The 18,738-nt window shown below is 66.9% G+C and carries 21 protein-coding genes; 11 read left to right on the forward strand and 10 right to left on the reverse strand.

Annotation, left to right across the window (positions count from 1 at the left end):
- Positions 1-25: 25 nt before the first annotated feature.
- The 3 genes from EGH23_RS01820 to EGH23_RS01830 are packed head-to-tail and all read left to right on the forward strand — an operon-like array spanning position 26 to position 2,679.
- Entirely contained in the window at positions 26-478 is a 453-nt protein-coding gene (locus EGH23_RS01820) for a DUF5788 family protein (RefSeq protein WP_220578324.1), read from the forward strand.
- A gap of 1 nt (position 479) precedes the next feature.
- Positions 480-2,222, forward strand: a complete 1,743-nt coding sequence (gene polX / locus EGH23_RS01825; RefSeq protein ID WP_220578325.1) for a DNA polymerase/3'-5' exonuclease PolX — start codon at positions 480-482, stop codon at positions 2,220-2,222.
- The gene (locus tag EGH23_RS01830; RefSeq protein ID WP_220578326.1) at positions 2,215-2,679 is read left to right on the forward strand and encodes a Mut7-C RNAse domain-containing protein; all 465 of its coding nucleotides are present in this window, start codon (positions 2,215-2,217) and stop codon (positions 2,677-2,679) included. Before polX ends, EGH23_RS01830 begins: the two co-directional genes overlap by 8 nt.
- Positions 2,680-2,684: 5 nt before the next feature.
- On the opposite strand, the gene EGH23_RS01835 is transcribed toward EGH23_RS01830, so the two are convergent.
- From EGH23_RS01835 to EGH23_RS01845, 3 genes are read right to left on the reverse strand one after another with little or no spacing between them, the layout of a single operon-like run.
- On the reverse strand, positions 2,685-3,824 hold the full coding sequence (locus tag EGH23_RS01835) for an ABC transporter permease (RefSeq protein ID WP_220578327.1): 1,140 nt from the start codon (positions 3,822-3,824) through the stop codon (positions 2,685-2,687).
- Entirely contained in the window at positions 3,817-4,512 is a 696-nt protein-coding gene (locus EGH23_RS01840) for an ABC transporter ATP-binding protein (RefSeq protein ID WP_220578328.1), read from the reverse strand. Before EGH23_RS01840 ends, EGH23_RS01835 begins: the two co-directional genes overlap by 8 nt.
- Positions 4,509-6,083 carry a COG1361 family protein gene (locus EGH23_RS01845; RefSeq protein WP_220578329.1) on the reverse strand — a complete coding sequence of 525 codons (1,575 nt, stop codon included), beginning with the start codon at positions 6,081-6,083 and terminating at the stop codon, positions 4,509-4,511. Before EGH23_RS01845 ends, EGH23_RS01840 begins: the two co-directional genes overlap by 4 nt.
- Positions 6,084-6,183: 100 nt before the next feature.
- Here EGH23_RS01845 and EGH23_RS01850 point away from each other — a divergent pair, with 100 nt between their 5' ends.
- A complete protein-coding gene (locus tag EGH23_RS01850; RefSeq protein WP_220578330.1) occupies positions 6,184-6,663 on the forward strand; it encodes a DUF5797 family protein in 480 nt (159 codons plus the stop codon).
- Here the strand turns inward: EGH23_RS01850 and EGH23_RS01855 are convergent, their stop codons facing one another.
- The 4 genes from EGH23_RS01855 to EGH23_RS01870 form a co-directional block, all read right to left on the reverse strand.
- The gene (locus tag EGH23_RS01855; RefSeq protein WP_220578331.1) at positions 6,664-7,695 is read right to left on the reverse strand and encodes a DUF5787 family protein; all 1,032 of its coding nucleotides are present in this window, start codon (positions 7,693-7,695) and stop codon (positions 6,664-6,666) included. It abuts the gene before it with no gap.
- 52 nt (positions 7,696-7,747) lie between these two features.
- The gene (locus tag EGH23_RS01860; RefSeq protein WP_220578332.1) at positions 7,748-8,101 is read right to left on the reverse strand and encodes a hypothetical protein; all 354 of its coding nucleotides are present in this window, start codon (positions 8,099-8,101) and stop codon (positions 7,748-7,750) included.
- Between the two features lie 216 nt (positions 8,102-8,317).
- Positions 8,318-8,572 (reverse strand): hypothetical protein, encoded by a 255-nt coding sequence (locus EGH23_RS01865; RefSeq protein WP_220578333.1) that lies wholly within the window; start codon positions 8,570-8,572, stop codon positions 8,318-8,320.
- A 215-nt stretch (positions 8,573-8,787) separates the two neighbouring features.
- Positions 8,788-9,222: a bis(5'-nucleosyl)-tetraphosphatase gene (locus tag EGH23_RS01870; RefSeq protein WP_220578334.1), complete on the reverse strand. Its 435-nt coding sequence runs from the start codon at positions 9,220-9,222 to the stop codon at positions 8,788-8,790.
- A 205-nt stretch (positions 9,223-9,427) separates the two neighbouring features.
- Between EGH23_RS01870 and EGH23_RS01875 the strand changes: the two genes are divergently transcribed.
- Positions 9,428-9,760, forward strand: coding sequence for an uS10/mL48 family ribosomal protein (locus EGH23_RS01875; protein ID WP_220578335.1), 333 nt, complete (start codon positions 9,428-9,430; stop codon positions 9,758-9,760).
- Positions 9,761-9,837: 77 nt separating this feature from the next.
- The gene (locus EGH23_RS01880; RefSeq protein ID WP_220578336.1) at positions 9,838-11,106 is read left to right on the forward strand and encodes an amidohydrolase; all 1,269 of its coding nucleotides are present in this window, start codon (positions 9,838-9,840) and stop codon (positions 11,104-11,106) included.
- 467 nt (positions 11,107-11,573) lie between these two features.
- Here EGH23_RS01880 and EGH23_RS01885 read toward each other — a convergent pair whose 3' ends face one another.
- Positions 11,574-12,947, reverse strand: a complete 1,374-nt coding sequence (locus EGH23_RS01885) for a geranylgeranyl reductase family protein (RefSeq protein ID WP_220578337.1) — start codon at positions 12,945-12,947, stop codon at positions 11,574-11,576.
- A gap of 113 nt (positions 12,948-13,060) precedes the next feature.
- Between EGH23_RS01885 and EGH23_RS01890 the strand changes: the two genes are divergently transcribed.
- Together EGH23_RS01890 and EGH23_RS01895 are read left to right on the forward strand one after the other, a co-directional pair.
- Positions 13,061-13,390, forward strand: a complete 330-nt coding sequence (locus EGH23_RS01890) for a 2Fe-2S iron-sulfur cluster-binding protein (RefSeq protein ID WP_220578338.1) — start codon at positions 13,061-13,063, stop codon at positions 13,388-13,390.
- A 186-nt stretch (positions 13,391-13,576) separates the two neighbouring features.
- Positions 13,577-14,179, forward strand: a complete 603-nt coding sequence (locus EGH23_RS01895; protein ID WP_220578339.1) for a DUF7110 family protein — start codon at positions 13,577-13,579, stop codon at positions 14,177-14,179.
- Positions 14,180-14,331: 152 nt separating this feature from the next.
- Here EGH23_RS01895 and EGH23_RS01900 read toward each other — a convergent pair whose 3' ends face one another.
- Both EGH23_RS01900 and EGH23_RS01905 read right to left on the reverse strand, forming a co-directional pair.
- Positions 14,332-14,862, reverse strand: coding sequence for a hypothetical protein (locus EGH23_RS01900; protein WP_220578340.1), 531 nt, complete (start codon positions 14,860-14,862; stop codon positions 14,332-14,334).
- A 390-nt stretch (positions 14,863-15,252) separates the two neighbouring features.
- The gene (locus EGH23_RS01905) at positions 15,253-15,861 is read right to left on the reverse strand and encodes a stage II sporulation protein M (RefSeq protein ID WP_220578341.1); all 609 of its coding nucleotides are present in this window, start codon (positions 15,859-15,861) and stop codon (positions 15,253-15,255) included.
- A gap of 141 nt (positions 15,862-16,002) precedes the next feature.
- Here EGH23_RS01905 and EGH23_RS01910 point away from each other — a divergent pair, with 141 nt between their 5' ends.
- From EGH23_RS01910 to EGH23_RS01920, 3 genes are all read left to right on the forward strand, one after another.
- Entirely contained in the window at positions 16,003-16,977 is a 975-nt protein-coding gene (locus EGH23_RS01910) for a phosphoadenosine phosphosulfate reductase family protein (protein ID WP_220578342.1), read from the forward strand.
- Between the two features lie 547 nt (positions 16,978-17,524).
- Entirely contained in the window at positions 17,525-18,088 is a 564-nt protein-coding gene (locus EGH23_RS01915; protein ID WP_220578343.1) for a PH domain-containing protein, read from the forward strand.
- A complete protein-coding gene (locus tag EGH23_RS01920) occupies positions 18,085-18,684 on the forward strand; it encodes a PH domain-containing protein (protein WP_220578344.1) in 600 nt (199 codons plus the stop codon). Before EGH23_RS01915 ends, EGH23_RS01920 begins: the two co-directional genes overlap by 4 nt.
- Positions 18,685-18,738: the final 54 nt, after the last annotated feature.

Here is an 18,738-nt window from a genome sequence, read left to right on the forward strand (position 1 = left end):
ACCCCGCGGGTCGAAACCGGAGACAGTGCAAGAGTTCGAGCGCAAACAGCTCCTGGAGCGCATCGAACGGGAGGGCGCGACCGTCGGTGCCGAAATCCCCGACGAGATCACCGTCCAGGGAGAGGACATCGACCTGCGGTCGTTCGTCTTCGAGATCAAGCGTCGGGACACCGTCCCGGCCGGCGAGCGAGAGCGCGTCGAGCAGGCCAAGCGGAATCTGCGGCGCGAGCGCATCGAACGCAAGGAGCGCATCGAGGACGGCGAGGTGAGCTACGAGCGCGGCGAGGACCTGGCCGAGGCCGTCATCGGCATCGACCGGGCGCTGAACGCGCTCGAACAGCTCGGTCCCGCGAACCTCGAACAGGAGGCGAAGACGCAGGAGACCGCCGACCAGAAGCGCTGGATGAAGTTCCTGCGGAAGGCGCTGGGTCATCAGGACGCCGATTCCGGCACGGGCCGTGCCGGGCGAGGGAGATAGCATGAGCCGGAACGACGAGATCGCCAACCGACTGGAGGAGTTCGCCGACCTGCTGGAGGCACAGGGCGTCGAGTACAAACCCCGGACCTACCGGCGCGCGGCCGAGAACATCCGCGACTACCCCGCCGCCGTCGAGGGGCTCGCCGCGGAGGGCGAAGACGCCGTCGGCGAGATCGACGGCGTCGGCGACGCGATCTCCTCGAAAGTCGTCGAGTACTTCGAGACGGGCGAAATCGAAGAACTGGTCGAACTCCGCGCCGACCTCCCCGTCGAGATGGAAGCGCTGACCGCCGTCGAGGGCGTCGGCCCGAAGACGGTCGGGACGCTGTACGAGGAACTCGGTATCACGACCCTCGACGAACTGGAAGCGGCGGCCGAGGCCGGCGAGATACGGGCGGTCGAAGGGTTCGGCGAGAAGACCGAGCAGAACATCCTCGACAACGTCGACTTCGCTCGCGAGGCCCACGAGCGGGCGCTGCTCGGCGAGGCCCGACCCTACGGCGAGCGCGTCGAGACCTACATGAGCGACGTCTCCGGCGTCGAGAAGTGCGCGCTGGGCGGTTCGATACGCCGCTGGAAGCCGACCATCGGCGACGTGGACGTCCTCGTCGGCAGCCGCGACGACGCGGAAATCGTCGAGGCCTTCACCGACTGGCCGGAGGTCGACCGGGTCATCGAGTCCGGCGAGACGAAGGCGAGCGTCTACGCGGGCGAGGACGACGTCCGCGTGGACCTGCGCGTCGTCGTCCCCGAGGAGTTCGGCGCGGCCCTGCAGTACTTCACCGGGAGCAAGGACCACAACGTCGCCGTCCGCAACCGCGCAATCGAGCGGGACCTGAAGGTCAACGAGTACGGCGTCTTCGACGTGGAAGGCGTCGAGGACGACGGCCAGCGAGCGGGCGAGCGGGTCGCCGGCGAAACCGAGGAGGGCGTCTACGAGGCCCTCGATATGGCGTGGATGGCCCCCGAGCTACGGGAGAACCGCGGCGAGGTGGAGGCCGCGGCGAACGATTCCCTCCCGGACCTCCTCGAAGAGGGGGACGTCCGCGGCGACCTCCACACTCACACGGAGTGGTCCGACGGGGGCCACACGATCGCGGAGATGGTCGAGGGAGCCGCCGACTTCGGCCACGACTACATCGCGATCTCGGACCACGCGACGGGACCGGGAATGGTCGGCGGCGTCGGCGTCTCCGACGAGGAGCTGCGCGAGCAGTTGGAAGAGGTCGAAGCCGTCGCCGCCGAAGCGGACATCGACGTGTTCAGCGGCGTCGAGGCCAACGTCGCGGAGGACGGCAGCATCTCCGTCGCCGACGACCTCCTGGCCGAACTCGACTGCGTGGTCGCCTCGCCGCACGCCGCCCTCGACGGCGACGGGACCGACCGGCTCGTCGCGGCCGCCGAGCATCCCGAGGTGAACGTCATCGGTCACCCGACGGGACGGTTTCTGAACCGCCGCCCGGGACTGGACCTCGACGTCGAGCGACTCGCCGAGGCGGCCGCCGAGAACGGAACCGCCTTGGAGGTCAACGCCAGCCCCGCCCGGCTGGACCTCTCCGGGGCGGCGGTCAAGCAGGCCGTCGAGGCCGGGGCGACCATCGTCATCGACACGGACGCCCACAGCCCCGGCAACTTCGAGCAGATTCGCTACGGCGTCCACACGGCCCGGCGCGGCTGGGCCGGGGCCGCCGACGTCCTCAACGCGCGGGACGCCGACGGCGTCCGGGAGTTCCTCGATGCGTGAGGCGAGCGGGCGAGACCCGCTCTTGCTCGACGCGATGCTCGGGAAACTGGCGTCGTATCTCCGAATGTGCGGCTACGACGCCGCCTACTCGCTGGACCGCGACGCCGAGGACGACGACGCGATGCTCGCGCTCGCCCACACCGAGGGTCGCCGCCTCGTGACCCGCGACGAGGAGCTGGCGAGGCAGGCACCCGACGCGGTGTTGCTCACCGAGCGCGAAGTCGAGGCGCAACTGCGGGAACTGGCGGCGGCCGGGTTCGACCTCGAACTGACCGAGGAACCGGCCCGCTGTGGCACCTGTAACGCGCCCGTCGAGCGCGTCGACCGGACGGAGCCGACGCCCGACTACGCGCCCGACCCCGCCGACGCGGGCGTCTGGCGATGTCGCGACTGCGGACAGCACTTCTGGCGCGGCAGCCACTGGGACGACGTGGCCGACACCGTCGCCGAGCTGTAGTCTGGTCACCCCCGGAGCGCCTCGACCGGCGGCTCCCACGCCGCGCGGTACGCGGGGTAGAGCCCGCCGACGAGCGCGACGAAGACGCCGAAGGCGAACGCGCCGAGCGGGACGACGGCGTTGCCGGGCAGCAACACCGCCCACAGCGGCAGTTCGGTCTGCGTGGCCGTGACGACGACGGCGGCGGTGCCGAGAATCGCGCCGACCGCGCCGCCGACGACTCCCAGCAGCGCCGCCTCCACGAGCAGCGTTCGGAGGACCTGCCGCCGGTGGACGCCGACCGCTCGGAGGACGCCGATCTCGCCCCGGCGCTCGGAGACGGACATCAGCATCACGTTGAAGATGCTGACGCCGGCGACCACCAGCGAGACGCCGGCCACGGCGAGTAAGAAGCCGTTCAGAAGGTCGAAGAACTCCGCGATCTGGTCGAGGACGCTCGTCAGCGAGAAGACGCTGACCCGCTCTTGCCGGGCGTTCAGCCGCCGTTCGACGCCGTCGACGACGGCCCGCGCGTCGGCCGCCGAGTCCGCCCGGACGACCACCTGTGAGAAGCCCTGCGTGGCGAACTCGCGGGGCGGGAGAATCACCGCCGAATCGGGCTGGAGCGGCGAGATGCTCTGCACTTCGGGGAGGACGCTGACGACGCGGTACTCGTTCTCCTCGACGGTTATCGTGCTGCCGACTCGCAGCGAGAGGTCCGCGGCGAGGTCCGCGCCGACGATGGCTCCCTGTCGGTGAAACGCCGGGACGGCGTCGCTCCCGTCGCCGAACAGCGCTCGCGGGCTGTCGGTGCCGTACACCTGCGCGACGGTCTGTGCACCGTTGGCGCGCACCGATCCGCCGGTGGCCTTCAGCGGCACGACCGTTCCGCGCCCGTCCGCGGCCCGCCGAATCGCCGCGAGGTCGCGGGCGTCCAGCGACTCCCGGTCGCTCTCGCTCGCGGGGCTGACGATGACCTGGTCGCCGAGGCCGCCAAGTTCCTCCGTCGCGGCGGCGCTCAGCGCGTTCCCGAGCAGGCCGAGCGTGACGACGGCGAAGACGCCGATGACGATGCCGAGCGCCGCGAGCGCCGCCCGCAGTCGCTGTCTCGAGAGGTTCCGCGTCGCCAGCGACAGCGCCGGGAACCGCCGGCCGTTCCTATCCACGGCGAATCACTCCGTCGACGAGTTCGACGGTGCGGTCGGCGTACTCGGTGACGAGGTCGTCGTGCGTGACCGCGACCACGCCGACGTCGTCTTCGTCGGTGATGCGACGGAACTCTTCGAGGATGCGCTTTCCCGTCTCGCGGTCTAAGTTGCCTGTCGGTTCGTCGGCCAGCAGGACCGACGGTTCGTTGACGAGCGCGCGAGCGATGGCGACGCGTTGTTTCTGCCCGCCCGATAGCTCGTCGGGCGTGTGGTCAAGTCGGTCGCCAAGTCCCATCCGCTCCAGCAGGTCATGCGCCCGGTCGGTGGCGTCGCCGGGGAGGAAGGCGGTCGGCAGGCGGACGTTCTCCAGCGCGGTCAGCGTCGGCAGGAGGTGGAACTCTTGGAAGACGAACCCCAGCGACTCCCTACGGGCGTCGGTGCGCTGGGCCTCCGTCAGCCCCGTCGTCGGCTCCCCGCCGAGTTCGACCCGCCCGCTCGTCGGTTCGTCCAGCAGGCCGAGGACGTTGAGCATCGTGCTCTTCCCGCTCCCGCTCGGGCCGACGACGGCGACGACTTCCCCGCGGGCGACGGCGAAGTCGACGTGCGAGAGCGCGACCACCACGCCACCGCCGCCGCTGTCGTAGCGCTTGCCCACGTCGACGAGGCGGAGCGGCGGCACCGGTTCGACCCCGTTATTCCAGTTCATCGGCCCCGCGAACGGCGGACAAACAGCGCGAGAGCGACGGCGACCACCAGCGCCACCACTACCGCGAGGCCGATACCGAGCGTCCGCCAATCCCGCCCGTCGCCGTCGTCCGCGGGCGGAAGCGGGACCTGTACGGTGTCGGTGACGCGGTCCCCGCCGACGGCGTAGTCGAGTCGGACCGTCACCGCCGTCGCGTTCGCCGTATCGGCCCGTGCCGTCAGCTCGAAGGGCGCGAACTCGCTACCGGCGACGGTACCCACGAAGTAGTCGCGCTGGGGGTACGCCGGCCGGACGTGCTCCGTCGGCGAGACGGCGACGACGGCGCTCGTCACCTCGCCGTCGCCGGTGTTGGCGAGGTTGCCGTCCACGGTCACCTGTCCGTCCTCCGTAACCGAGACGTCGAGGCCGGTGACGGTGGCGTCGCCGCGGGCGACGCGGTAGTCGTAGACGGCCGCGCTCTCCGCTCGCTGGTCCGACGCGTCGTATCCCGCGACGAACCGGACGCCGTCAGCGGCCGGAACGGTCGAGAGGTCGACGGTGACCGTCGCCGACTCGCCCGGCGCGAGCGCGTCGCCGACGGCGATTCGCCCGACCGACGGCAGCGTCTCCCCCTCCGTCGTCTCCCCGGCGAGAACGATCCGTTCGACCGGCGTATTGCCGAAGTTGGTCACGGTCACGTCGACCAGCGACTCGCTCTCCCCGTCGCTCTCGCCCGATTGAGGACGGAGCGCGCCGCCGTCACCGCCGCCCAACAGCCCCGAAAGTCCGCCGGTCACCTGCGCGGCGTCGTCGGTCTGTGCCCGCTGGACGCGAACGCCCACGTCCGTCGAGAGCGGCGCGACCGGGACTGTCCGCGTCGCCGTCGCCGTCCGTTCGACACCGGCGGCCGTCGTGTACGTCGTTGTCAGCTCGATCGACGTTTCACCGGGCGAGGCGGCCCGGACCGAGAAGTTCCGCGTCGCGGACCCGCCGGCGGCCAGCGTCGGGACGGTCCGTCGCGTGCGCTCGCCGGTCTCGGGGTTCGTCACCCGCAGTTCGACGCCTCGGAGCGGTGCCGTCGTCGGGTTCGAGACGACGGCCCGTATCGGCGTCTCCGCGCCGGCCACGAGGCCCGTCGTCCGGAGTTCGACCTGTGGCCGGCCGCGCTCGACGCCGACCGTCAGCGGTCGGGCCGCCCGCGTCCGTTCGCCGTCGCTGTCGGTCCCGACGGCGACGATTCTGAGGTCGTAGGACCGAGGCTCCGCGACGGTGAAGGCGACCGGAACCGTCAGCGTCTCGCCGGGCGAGAGGCGGCCGAGGTCGGTCGCCGTCCCGAGGACTTCCCCCGTCTCCTCGTCGCGGACGGCCACCTCCTCTACGGTCAGCGGGGTGTCGCTCCCCGCCGAGAGCCGAATCGTCGTCTCGGCGGTCATCGGCGCGCCGGCGGTGGGCGTCGCGGGCGTGACGGTCGCGTCCGTCAGCGCGAGGCGAGCGTCGGCCGCGGCAACCGGGCCGACGGCGACGGCGGCGGCGGCGAGCGATCCGACGACGAAGAGGGCGACTGCGGCCGTGAGGCGGGCGCGCGAGATCACTATCTGTAGGGCTACGGGCTCGAACGGTCAAATATCGTTCGCCGGGCGCGATTGACCGACTCCAGAACGCTTGTAACACCGCTGGCGCTATGTGCGGGCAATGACCCTCTCGGAGGAGGCCCGCGAGCGGCTCGCCAACATCGTCGAGCGCCAGCCGACGAAGAACGGCGAGTTACAGGAACTGTGGGACATGGAAAGCGGCAGCGAGGTCCACCAGTACCTCGAATCCGAACTGAAGGAGTACTACTACCGCAACGAGGACAGCCTCATCTGTGCGACGCCGGAGGCGACGGCGCTGATAGACGGCGAGGACTCCGACCGCATCCAGACCATCACGGTCACGCCGTTGCAGGCCGCCATCGTCGACGTCGTCGCCGGTCCCGACGAGGAGAGCCAGAGCGTCGTCTCCGTGTTGCACGCCCTGCGCGACGCCGGCGAGGAGTCCGACGTCAACGAGGTGCGGTCGGCGCTGCGGAGTCTCGCGGATAAGGGAATCGTCGAGACGGTCCAGAAGACGGTGCCGACCTTTCGGCTGGCCGTCGAGCGCGAGGACGTCGACGTCGAAGTCGTCGAGTCGTAGTCACTTCTCCGCGAGCCCCGGCCGGGACCGACGGCGACGCCGGTCGAGCAGCCGCTTGCTGGCCGCACCGGGGCCGCCCTCGATGGGCCACCCGCGCGTGCGCCAGACTGGCGGTTCCGGTTCGTACTCGGGACAGGACCCGCGGCACTCTTTCTGCGTTGGCAGTCGCTCTTTGGCCGCACAGTGGGGATAGACGCCGGTCTCGTCGGCCCGCAACCGGAAGTGCCGACAGTCCGGACGCATCGTCTCCGCGTAGGCGCGCCAGCCGCGCTCGTACGCTCGCTCGGCGATCCCCAGTCGCTTCTCGGCCTTCCACTCGGGGTCGGCGTACTCGAAGCGGGCGGCGCTGGCCTCGTCCGTCGGTCGTTCGAGGATGCGAGTTCCGGGGTCGGAGACGGCGAGCGTCCGAGGCTGCCAGACCTGGTCGGCGGTGCCGCGCTCGGGGTCGACGGTCAGGACGCCCGCCGCGGCGGGGAAATCCGAGAGCAGTATCGGCTCGACGCGCTCGCCCGTCGCCGCCGTCGCCACCCACACCTCGTCCGCGAGTCCCAGGGCCACGTCGCGTTCGAGCTGGTCCGCGAGGTCTCGGGCGGCGCTCGCCGAGAGGTCCGGCTTGTTCTCGATGGCGACCACCCGCCGGAGCCAGTCGGGGTACTCCCGACGGCGACGAATCTCGATGCGGTTGCCCCGTTTGCGCGTCTCGAGCGCGTCCCGGTCGGCGGCCTCGTGGATGGACTCGCGGACGTACCGCCACGGATAGCCGGGGTCCGGTAGCGCATCGCGGTAGAACTGCCAGTCTTCCGGTGCGTGTCGCAGGACGTGCAACAGGTCCGAGTCGAACGCCGACGCACCGAACTCGGCGCGCCGGCGCAGGCCGTCGGGGTCACATTCGAGAACCAGCGTGTCCCAGCGGCGGTACTTCGTCCCGAGTTGCCGGGCGACGAACACCGCCGAGTCGTCGCGCGCGGGCGACCACTCGCGCTCTGCCCACTGGCAGACGCACAGTTCGAACGCGAACTCGCTAGCCGTCACACACTGACGAACCGCTTCTGGAATCTTATACTCCTCGGCGTGGCAGCCGAACTCAGCTGTTGAGCACGCTGCCGAGTGCCCCGCCGATAGTGTAGCCGATCGGCGACATGAAGATGAGGCCGACGATGTTCGTGAGCGCGCCCAGCCCCGCGAGCATGGCCATACCGCCGGCCGCGTCGGGGTTGCTTCCGCCCACGCCCATGATGCCACCGAGGACGAACGACCCGGGGACGTAGATCACGTTGAACGCGACGGCGGCGATCATCCCCGTCACCAGTGCGAACTTGATGGCCGTTTTGGTGTCTTCGATAGTAGTGAACGCCGCCACGACGGCCGCGCCGAGGAGTATCTCCTTGAAGAAAGGGACGAAACGTACCAGGTTGAGAATCGGTACGAAGCCGGTCACCAGCAAGACGACGAAAATTGACGCTGTCGACTTCTTGAATTCAGACTCGTTAAATCCGAATATCATAATCCGACTGCTGTTATTCGAACGAGGTATTTAATATTATCTTTAAGTATTTCAGCTACACGAATCGGGGTCGCCGCTTCTCGTGGCCGGTCGGCGGGAAACAGGGAACGACTGGCCGCGTTTCCCGCCCGCTCTTCGCTACGTACCGGTTCAGAGGTCGAGAAACTGCGCGTACACGTCGTAGAGATTGAACAACCAGTACGCGATACCGATCGGACCCAGAACCAGTCCGGCGACGCCCGCAGTTAGCAGCGTGATGGTAAACGCGATGGCCCCGTAAAGCAGTCCGCCGACGAGTACGACTGCCCCCTCTTTGGTCCGCCCCTGATACAGCTGGCCTACGCCCGCGATGAAGAACGAGAGGACCAGCGCGATACCCAGACTATTTTCATTTTCTCCTGACATACTCACTACAAGCGCCAGTGGAGTCAGATATTAAACTTCCGGTACAATAAGGGAGAAATATCGCTCGGACGCGCCCGAATGGCTAGAAGCAGGTGCTGGCCCCCGCCACCGTGCGGGCACTCAGTTCGACGACTGGAAACTGACGGTCAGAAACGCCGCGGCTGTCGACAGTTTGGACTGGCTACGCCGGCTCGGCCGAGCGAGTCGGTGTTCGCTTACTCCTCTTCGTCCTCCAGTCGCTCGTCCAGGAACTCGTGAGCGTCCTCCAGTATCTCCCGGGGCCCGTCCTGCGTGACGGTGTTGACCGCCTGATCGTAGTCGCGCCACTGCAGGTCGCGGTGTTCCGTCGATAGCTCTGCGGACGCCTCGAAGGACTTGGCGACGAACAGGTGGACCGTCTTGTGGATGGTGTTGCCGTTCGCTTCGAACACGTAGTCGTAGTCTTTGCGGAAACCGTCTAAAAGCCGGAAATCACCGATTCCGGCCTCCTCTTTCACTTCGCGTATGGCGGTCTGCTGGAGTTCCTCGTCGCCCTCGACGCCGCCCTTGGGGAATTCCCAATCACCGGGTCGGCTCTTGAGCAGGAGGTACTCCCGCCGGCCACGCGTATCGCGAAAGAGGATGGCTCCCGCGCTCGTGGCCTCTATCATTACGAGAGGTTACTGCATGGGTACTTAAGAGAATATCGGAGACTGCGCGACGGCGACTCTCGTCGGCGAAGTCGGGCTGTGAACCCGGAGACCGCGGTCGGGGGCCGTATCGCTGACGCGATTATTCTCCACGGTAGTACATCGCCCGACGGGTCGAACGCGAAACGGAGGGCCTTTTACGACTCGCCGGCGAGACTCTCCAGAGATGCCGTTCGTCACGACCCTGACACTCACGAGTGGGGACCGCCACCGCCTCGACGACGTCGTGGCGGACATCAAAGCCCGCGCCGAACGGAAAGGCGTCGAACTCAAGGGACCGCACCCGAAGCAACCGACGGAACTGCGCGTTCCGCAGTCGAAGACGCTCGGTCCGGACGGCGGCCGCTTCGAGTCGTGGAACTACACCGTCTACACGCGCACCGTCGAGATCGTCGGTTACGAGGACTTCGCCCGCGACGTGACCGAGGAGTCGTTCCCGCCGGGCGTCCACGTCGAGGCAGGCATCGAACAGCGCACGCAGCTCGGTAGCGGATCGTAAGCCCCGCTCCGCTACCGTCGGGCGACGTCCGCGTCCGACGAGATGTCTTATAAGTTCTCGGGGGCCCTCTCGCCCGTATGGACCAGGACCGACACGAGCGTCTCGTCGGCTTTCGGCGGGACCTCCACCGATATCCCGAACCGGCGTGGTGTGAGTTCTACACGACGAGTCGCGTCGTCGAGGAAGTCGAGCGGATCGGCGTCGACCGGTTGCGAATCGGCCCGGAGATACTGGACGGCGACGCCCGGATGGCCGTTCCCGACGAGTCCGTGCTGGCGGAGTGGCACGAACGAGCGCGCGAGGCGGGGGCGCGCGAGGACGTTCTCGACGCCTGTGCCGGCGGCTACACGGGCGCGCTGGCGACCATCGAGCGCGGTGAGGGGCCGACCGTCGCGCTCCGAGTCGACATCGACGCACTGCCCATCACCGAGTCCGAGGAGATCACGCACGCGCCGGCCGACGCCGGGTTCCGCTCGGCCAACGAGGGGTACATGCACGCCTGCGGCCACGACGCCCACGCGACCATCGGCGTCGGCGTCCTCGAAGCGGTCGCCGAGAGCGACTTCTCGGGGACGTTCCACGTCCTCTTCCAGCCGGCCGAGGAGGTCATCGGCGGCGCGAAGGCCGTCGCCGAGCGCGGCGTCTTAGACGACGTGGACCGCCTGCTCGCCGTTCACATCGGGTTGGACCACCCGACCGGCGAGATCGTCGCCGGCGTCGGCGGCTTCCTCGCGGTGCGGCAGTTCGAGGCGGCGTTTTCCGGTGAGTCGGCCCACGCCGGCGGCCACCCGGCACAGGGCCGGGACGCGGTGCAGGCGCTCGCCACGGCTATCCAGAACCTCCACGCCATCCGGCGGCACGGCGACGGCGACACCCGAATCAACACCGGCGTCGTGGAGGGCGGCACCGCGACGAACATCGTCCCGGAGTCCGCCCGTATCGAGGGCGAGGTGCGCGGCGAGACCACCGAGCTGAAGGAGTACATGAGCGAGCGAGCCGACACGGTGGTCGAACACGCCGCGAAGATGCACGACTGCGAGTCGAGCATCGAGACGACGGCCGAAGCCCCGAGCGCCGAGAGCGACGCGGAACTGGCCGACGTGGTCTACGCCGCCGCGGGCGAGACGACCGGCGTCGATTCGCGCCTCCGAAGCGCCGAACTCGGCGGCAGCGAGGACGCCACCTACCTGATGGACCGCGTCCAGCGCCGCGGCGGCCTCGCCACGTTCGTCGGCGTCGGCACCGATCACCCCGGCGGCCACCACACGCCCACCTTCGACGTGGACGAGCGCTCGCTGGCCATCGGCATCGAGACGCTCACCGACGCGATCACTCGGCTAGACTGAATTGTCGAGTGCGCGCCGACGCCGCGTTCAGGCCTGCGGCCCGGTCCAGCGCGCCAGTTGGACGGTCTGGCCGTTCGTCGGCGACGCCCACCGGATCGTGACCGTCGCCGCCGCGAGGTCCAGATTCGTGACGCTCACGACCGTCGAGCCGTCGAGCGCGACCTCCTGCCCGGCGCTGACGGACGACCCGGACCGAATGCGGGGAAGAGTCGAACCCGCACTCGCCGTTCGGGTCCGACGACGCCGGCGACGGGCGAGATCGCTCTGTTCTGCGTGTTGTACGTCGCTCCTCTCACCGTGACCCCCACACCCGCAGGTGGCAGAACGGACCGGTCGATACGGCACACCGCTGCCCCAAATTCGACGACACTGTCCGCCCCACGCCCAGTGCGATTAGGTATGCTTCCGACGGTATAGAGAATAAATGTTCGGACGCGATCGACGCCGATTGCAGCGGAGCGGCCGACTCAGTACTTCGCTTCCGCGTCGGTGACCTCGTAGATGTCGTCCATGATGGCGTCGCGTTCGCGTTGCCACGCCGGGAAACCGTCGGGGTCGCTCGGGTAGCGCTCGTAGTGGTCGAGCAATCGGTCGGCGAGGGTCTTCGTCTGGTAGAGGTCGTAGATGGTCCCCCAGTGGCCGAAGCTCTTCATCGCCATCTTGACTTTCAGGCCGAAACTGACGCTCGTCGAGCCGCCGTACAGCGCTTCGGCGAGCTTCTCGCCCGGGAGCGCCGCCAAGAGGGCCATCAGGTCGTCCACGTCGTAGGCAGTCGTGAAGATGTTGTAGACGTCTAAGGCGGCGTAGCGCGCGCCGAAGTGGTCCATCACGTTGACGTTGTACTCCCAGAGCGCGCTCTCGTCGCCGGTGCGACCGTCCTCGATGGCCTCGATGGCCTGCTCGGCGGCGTACTTCCCGGCGTAGGCCGCGCCCGCGATGCCGCCGCCGGTGGTCGGGTTGACGTGGCCCGCGGCGTCGCCGACGGCCATGAAGCCGGGCGCGACCGCCGAGTCGTAGGGTCGCCGGGTCGGGAGCGCCGCGCCGAGTTTATCCTGCACCTCCGCGCCCCGGAACTCCTCGCGGTTCCGGAGGTCGGCTTTCAGGTCGTCGACCAGTTCCATCGGCTCCTCGTTCATCTGGAAGCCCAGTCCGGCGTTGATCTCGGTCTCGGTGCGCGGGAAGTACCAGAGGTAGCCCGCGGACCGCTCGGTGGGCTTGAACACCAGCGCGTCGTCCCACTCGACCGGTTCGTCCACCTCGATGATCTCCCGGTAAGCCGAGCAAAACTGCGAGTACCGGACGTTCGTATCGAACGTGGCGTCTTCTAGTTCTGTCTTGTCCTGCAACAGCGAGAGCGCGCCGGCCGCGTCGACGACGATGTCGGCCTCGTAGGTGGTAGGATCGCCTTTCCGGACGGCTTTCACGCCGGTCACCTCGCCGTCGTCCGACTGAATCACGTCTTGGACGACGGTGTCGTAGTGGAACTCCGCGCCGGCGTCCTCCGCGCCCGCGATGAGACAGCGGCCGTACTCCCAGCGGTCGATGACGGCGAGTTCGCCCGGAACCGGAATCTCCAGCACGGTGTCTTCCTGTGGAATCTCGAAGCGCCCGTGGTCGACGCCCGTGTTCGTGAAGGCCGGTTCGAGCCGTGACTTCGGGATGGCCTCCGGGAAGTCGCTGGCTCCCTTCAGCGCGTCCCCGCAGGCGATGTGGCCCGCCTCCTCGGCGTCCTTGCGTTCGACGACGACGACGTCGTAGCCGGCGTCGGCGACCGTCGCGGCCGCGTAACACCCCGACGTCCCCGCCCCGACGACGGTCACGTCGCACTGGTGTGTGGTCATGCACCCTCGTCTTCACCCCAGAGAGAAAATCGTTCCGGCTGGCGGAACCGGTCGGTATCGCCGGGTCACGGCGGGAGTAAAGAGTTTTCCCGAGGGGTTCCGAACGCCGGTGTATGACCGACTACACCGTCGAGTTCGTCGGGACGGGCGAGGAGATCTCCGTCTCCGAGAAGGAGACCATCCTCTCGCGCTGTATCGAGGAGGGCATCGCGCAGGAGTACTCCTGTCGCGTGGGGATGTGTCTCGCCTGTTCGGCCGAGATCGTCGACGGCGAGGTGACCCAACCGGCCGCGCGCGGACTCACCGAACGAGAGCGCGAGAACTTCGCGCTGACCTGTATGGCCCGTCCAGCGTCGGATCTGCGCCTCGACCGTGGGAAGTACCCGCCGAGCATCGAAGCGGACGCCGCCGTCGGGGACGACGCGGCCGCGGCCGACGACTGAAACTCGAATACGAGTTCCCCGTCGCGTAATTTTCCGTTAGCGACGCCGTTAGCTCATTTTGCCCCGTCTTAGACCACAGTTTAAGTAACCAACAAGAAGGACAGACCCTATATGCACGTGGTTCCTATAGTGGGTTGACAGCAGCGTCAGCGGACGGCCGTCGACGATTGACACACGCTCCCAACCATGACCAGCCGCGTATACAGACTCCACTCGACGCTAGAACTGCCACTGGAAGACACATACGACTTTTTCGAGGATCCCGATCTGCCCGAGGAAATCGAGAGCATCGACATCACCCGTCGAAACAACACGCTCATCGTCAGCGCCGTCGCCACCGACGAGAGCATGAGTAAGTACACCCCAACGGCCCAGCTCAAGGCCAGCGTCACCGAGAACCGGGTGTACGAGGAGGACCCCGACGAGATGGGGCCGCCCGGTGCCGCCAGCACCGGGTCGACGGGCGGCGGCCCCCAGTGGGGCGCACTCGAAGAGGAAGAAGAGGAGATCGAATCGGAACTCGTCGAGTACGCCTGCTTCAAGGGCGACCGCGAGACGGTCCTCCAGAACACGGCGCTCCAGTACGCCATGTTCGAGGTCCTCTGTGAGGTCGCGAAAGTCGCCGAGAAGGGGACGCTGACGGCCATCGCCGCCGTCGACGAGGAACTCGAAGCCATCCGGATCGTCGACGGCGAGGAGCGCCCCGCCTCCATCAACGTCGTCGAGGACCCCGCCGAGGACGAGGAAGCCGACGGCATCAACTGGCGGGACAACGAGTTCATCAGCTAATTCTGCGGCCGCGGTTTCAGACGTTCGCTAGTTCCCGAGTAGAGTGGTATGTAGCTATAGGAATAGAACGAGTGCAGCACCCACTAGAAACATAGCTATCAGCAGGAATACGAGCCAGTCTGGAAGTCCACCCTCAGGGACAGTATTTGACATCAGAATAGGCTTCCGTCGCCCAGAAATCCACCGTCATCCTGTTGGAAATCGGATGGTGATTTCCCGTAATTCTCTTTTCGCTTGTGGATGAATACTACTTCTTGCTGCTCCATCCCGAAGCCAGATGACCCTTCGTATTCGTTTTTCAGCCGCCGCCAGCCGTCAATATCCTGAATCCCACAGGCACAGACGATGACGTAGGGATACTCCCGCAGATAGTCTTTGATTTGCCCATCGAGCTTCTTCCGTTGACTATTGGTGAGATCCCGCTTGAGTTCGATACCCACCACGTCGTCAACTACGACATCGGCTCTCGATTTTCCTCGTTCAGTAGACACGGGGAGGTCACGCTGCTGTCCCATTCCACCGAGAGCCGGCATTCCTCCATTACCTTGATTTTCGTTCAGCTGAGTATCGAGATAGTCCTGAAGCTCGCTCTGGAATTTCCGCTCGTGGTCGTAGGCTTCCTGCGGAATCCACGCCTTCATTGAGTCAACAACCTGTCCGAACGTCTGCTGGTCTCCACCCATCATAATTAGTCAGATAGGGAAACAGTTGGTACGCACTTCAATCTTTTCTGAGATGTATAGTGGTAGTGGGTTTCGAGAGCTGGAAGACCCCGATGCGCTCCGGTCCCGCGACTCGTTGCGCGCTCTCTACGTTCGCGTGCTTACATCGTCGGGGTTCCCGGAGCGTATCGGCCCCTTTCAGTCCCACCCGTGTCGGCTAACCGACCAGCTACCAGGTGGGACTGAAAGGGGCGACTGGCTGGACGACGGCGGACGACGTAAGGACCGCAACGAGTGGAGAGAGTGAGGACCGCAGCGAGTCCCCCGAGTCCAACCAGTCGGGGCTTTCTGGGTGTTTCTAGCGTTTAGCGAAGCATCGTCGGTGGAACCACCTGTCGCTGGTCCGCACCCTCAGACGTTCGCTAGTTCCCGACCAGCCACTCGCTCGGCGATTTCCAGCGTCAGCGTGGCCTCGACGTAGGCCGCGACGAGGATCATCACGGCGGCGACGGCGACCAGCCACCCCGCCTCGCGGAAGTCCCGTTCGGTCACCAGTTCGTCTTCGAGGCCGCGGAGGTAGCGCACGGTCAGTCGCGCGAAGCGGAGTCCCACGGCGGCGACGACGAGCAGCGCCGGGATCTCGATGACGCCGTGCGGGACGATGAGCGCGGCGACGACGATCGGCTCTACCTGCTGGACCGCGAGGCCGACGACGGCACCGATGAGCAAACCGTTCAGGACGAGCGCCAGGACGGTGACGATACCGAGCGAGACGGCTCCGAGTAGCATCACGAACATCGCCACGAGGTTGTTGACGGCGATGTCGACGGTGGTCAGTTCGACGGGCACGAACGGGTTCGACCCCGCCTGTTCGGCGGTCGGGAGCGCTTCGAGGGGAACGGCACTTCCCAACAGGTATCCGGCGAGCGTGCTCACGCCGAGGAGCAACGCGGCGGCCGGGACGTAGAGGGCGAGCCACCGCCGGCAGACGGCGCGGACCGCGGCGAAGCGGGAGGGCATCTCGTCCGAGTCCACGCGCGTGGGTGTGAAAAAAGGCGTTGGCGCGTTCGGTCGCAACTCACCCACCACCGTGCTGGTCGGTAGCACATCTGTCGGTTTGCCAAAAAGTACTTACAGCCGCTAATTATATCTCATTACACGATGCCCAACGAAGACTTCCCCGAGTACCTCGACGTCGACTACTCCGACGGCGAAGGCGAGGAACCCGAGGAGTACCCGACGGTCAACCACAAGATCGAGAAGGCCATCGAGGTCACGAAGACCGGCCTCGAAGAGTACGAGAACCCGGTCGTGATGTGGACCGGCGGCAAGGACTCGACGCTGACGCTGTACTTCGTCAAGGAGGTCGCCGACCGCTTCGACCTCGAAGTCCCGCCGGTCGTCTTCATCGACCACTACCAGCACTTCGACGAGCTCATCGACTTCGTCGAGCACTGGGCCGACGAGTGGGACCTGGACGTCATCTGGGCGCGCAACGAGGACGTCGGCGAGATCGTCGAGGAGCAGGGTCTCGAACCCGGCGACGACATCGCCATCGAGGACCTCTCGGAGCACAACCAGCACCACGTTCGCGAGATCCTCGAGTACGAGGAGGACACGTTCCCGTTCCTGCTCGACACCTACGTCGGCAACCACCTCCTGAAGACGGTGGCGCTCAACGACGCCATTGAGGAGCACGACGTCGACGGCATCATCTCCGGGATCCGCTGGGACGAACAGGAGTCCCGCGCGGACGAGACGTTCTTCTCGCCGCGTCACGACCCCGACATCTACCCGCCGCACGACCGCATCCAGACCATCCTCCAGTTCGCCGAGGCCGACGTCTGGGAGACTTTCTGGAACTTCGTCGTGCCGGACACGGTCGAAGGGTACCCCGACGAGGGGTACGTCCCGCAGGGACAGGACGACCTGCCCGAAGGCATCGAGAAGGAGGACGTGCCCGTCTCGCCGAAGTACTTCGCCGGGTTCCGCTCGCTCGGTAGCGAGATCAGCACGGACAAGTCCGCCGAGGAACCCGCGTGGCTTCAGGACATGGAGAACACGACCGAACGCGCCGGCCGCGCCCAAGACAAAGAGGACCTGATGGAGCGCCTGCGCGACCTCGGCTACATGTAAGCGGGCCGCGCGAGCGCGGCGTCTCGTCGTCATCGTTTCTGCGGTTTTCCCGCGAGTGTGGCACCGTCGCGCGTCCTCCGATTAGCGACCGCGTTCGCGCCTGACGGGAGCGCGACGACCGCCTATCGACTGTCGTCGATGCGATTCGTCACAGAGCGTCGCTTCGACCGATAGTGTTAGTTGCCCGCCACGTCGCTCAGCGACCGGGCTAGCCGCCCGCGAGAGACACTCTATGGCAAGGTTCACGGTAGCGTCTCCCCGGCGTCGTTGCACGACGATTGTCGTATAAACATTTAGATACTGTCGAACCGTGGAACTACTCGATGAGCGAGAGCCAGTACAAGTGCCCGAACTGCGATACGGAGATGAGCTACTACACGACCAAACACACGGGCTGTCAGAGCTGCGGGTTCGTCCCGCCACACGGCGCGGAGTGAAAACCGGTGACTGCCGTCGCCCTGATTGGCGGTAGCTAGTACCGCTGGGCGGGACGAGACAGCGTTCGACCGGGTGGGTTTTTGCCTCCCCGCGACGGCCATTCGATAGCATGCCCTCCGAACACGACTGGCTCACACTGGACGACGACGAGGAGGTCGTCTGGCGGGGCCAACCCTCCACCGAATCGCTCTACGGGACGTATCTGGTCGGCGTCCCGATGATACTCCTGTTGGGACTCGGCCTCGTCGTCATCGCCTCGGCGCGTCTCCGCCAGCAGAACACCGACTACGTCATCACGGACAAGGGCGTCTACAAGAAGACGGGAATATTCAGTCGCGCCGTCACGGAGATCGACCTCGATAAGGTCCAGAACACCTCCTTCTCGGTCGGCGCGGTCGGCCGGTACTTCGACTACGGGAACGTGATGATCAGCACCGCCGGCGGTTCCGGCGTCGAGATGACGCTCCGGGGCGTCGCCGACCCGCAAACCGTTCAGAAACAACTCTCGCGCGGTGTCAAACGCGCACAGAGCGAGTCCGGAGACGAGACCGACGACGAGGCGAAATCGGACGTGCTCGACGAGATCCTGACCGAGCTGCAGGCGATACGACAGTCGCTCGATGCGGGGAACCGGCCCGACAACAGTAACCGCCACCCCGAACGCGACGGATGAGCGATCTAGGCTGGCTCTCGCTGGACGGCGACGAGGAGATCCGCTGGCGGGGCCAACCCCGTCAGCGAGTGGTCCTGCAGGGCGTCGCGCTGGGGCTGGTCGCGGCGCTCGTCGCCGGTGCGCTGGGCTGGTTGGCGCTCGGGGCCGCGGCGCTGTCGACCCCTCTCGTGCTCGCCGCCGTGGTCCCCATCGCGTTCGCGGCTTTCGCCGTCCCGACGGCCGCGGCGTGGCTCTGGCGGCGGACGACCCGCTACGTTCTCACCGAGACGGCGCTGTACCACCGGACCGGCGTCCTCTCGGTGACGGTGACGGAGCTCTCGCTGCGGAAGGTCCAGAACACCTCCTACGCGCAGGGCGTCCTCGGCAACATCTTCGATCACGGCACGGTCACCGTCGACACCGCCGGCAGCGAGGGGGCCGAGCTCAGATTGGTGGCGATGGACGACCCGGCTACGGTCCAACGACGTATCGCCGAGCGAGCCCAACGGGTCCGCGGCGACGACGCCGACGTCGCGGACGTGCCGGGAACCGCCGAGCAGTGGCGGGCCGTCCTCGCGGAAGTTCGCGGCGTCCGGGTCGCGCTCTCTCGCGAGTAGTCCCGGTACGCCGACGGCGCTACTCGACGCGCGGTCGACTTCGTCACCGACTCT

The sequence above is a fragment of the Haloarcula nitratireducens genome, from assembly GCF_019599505.1.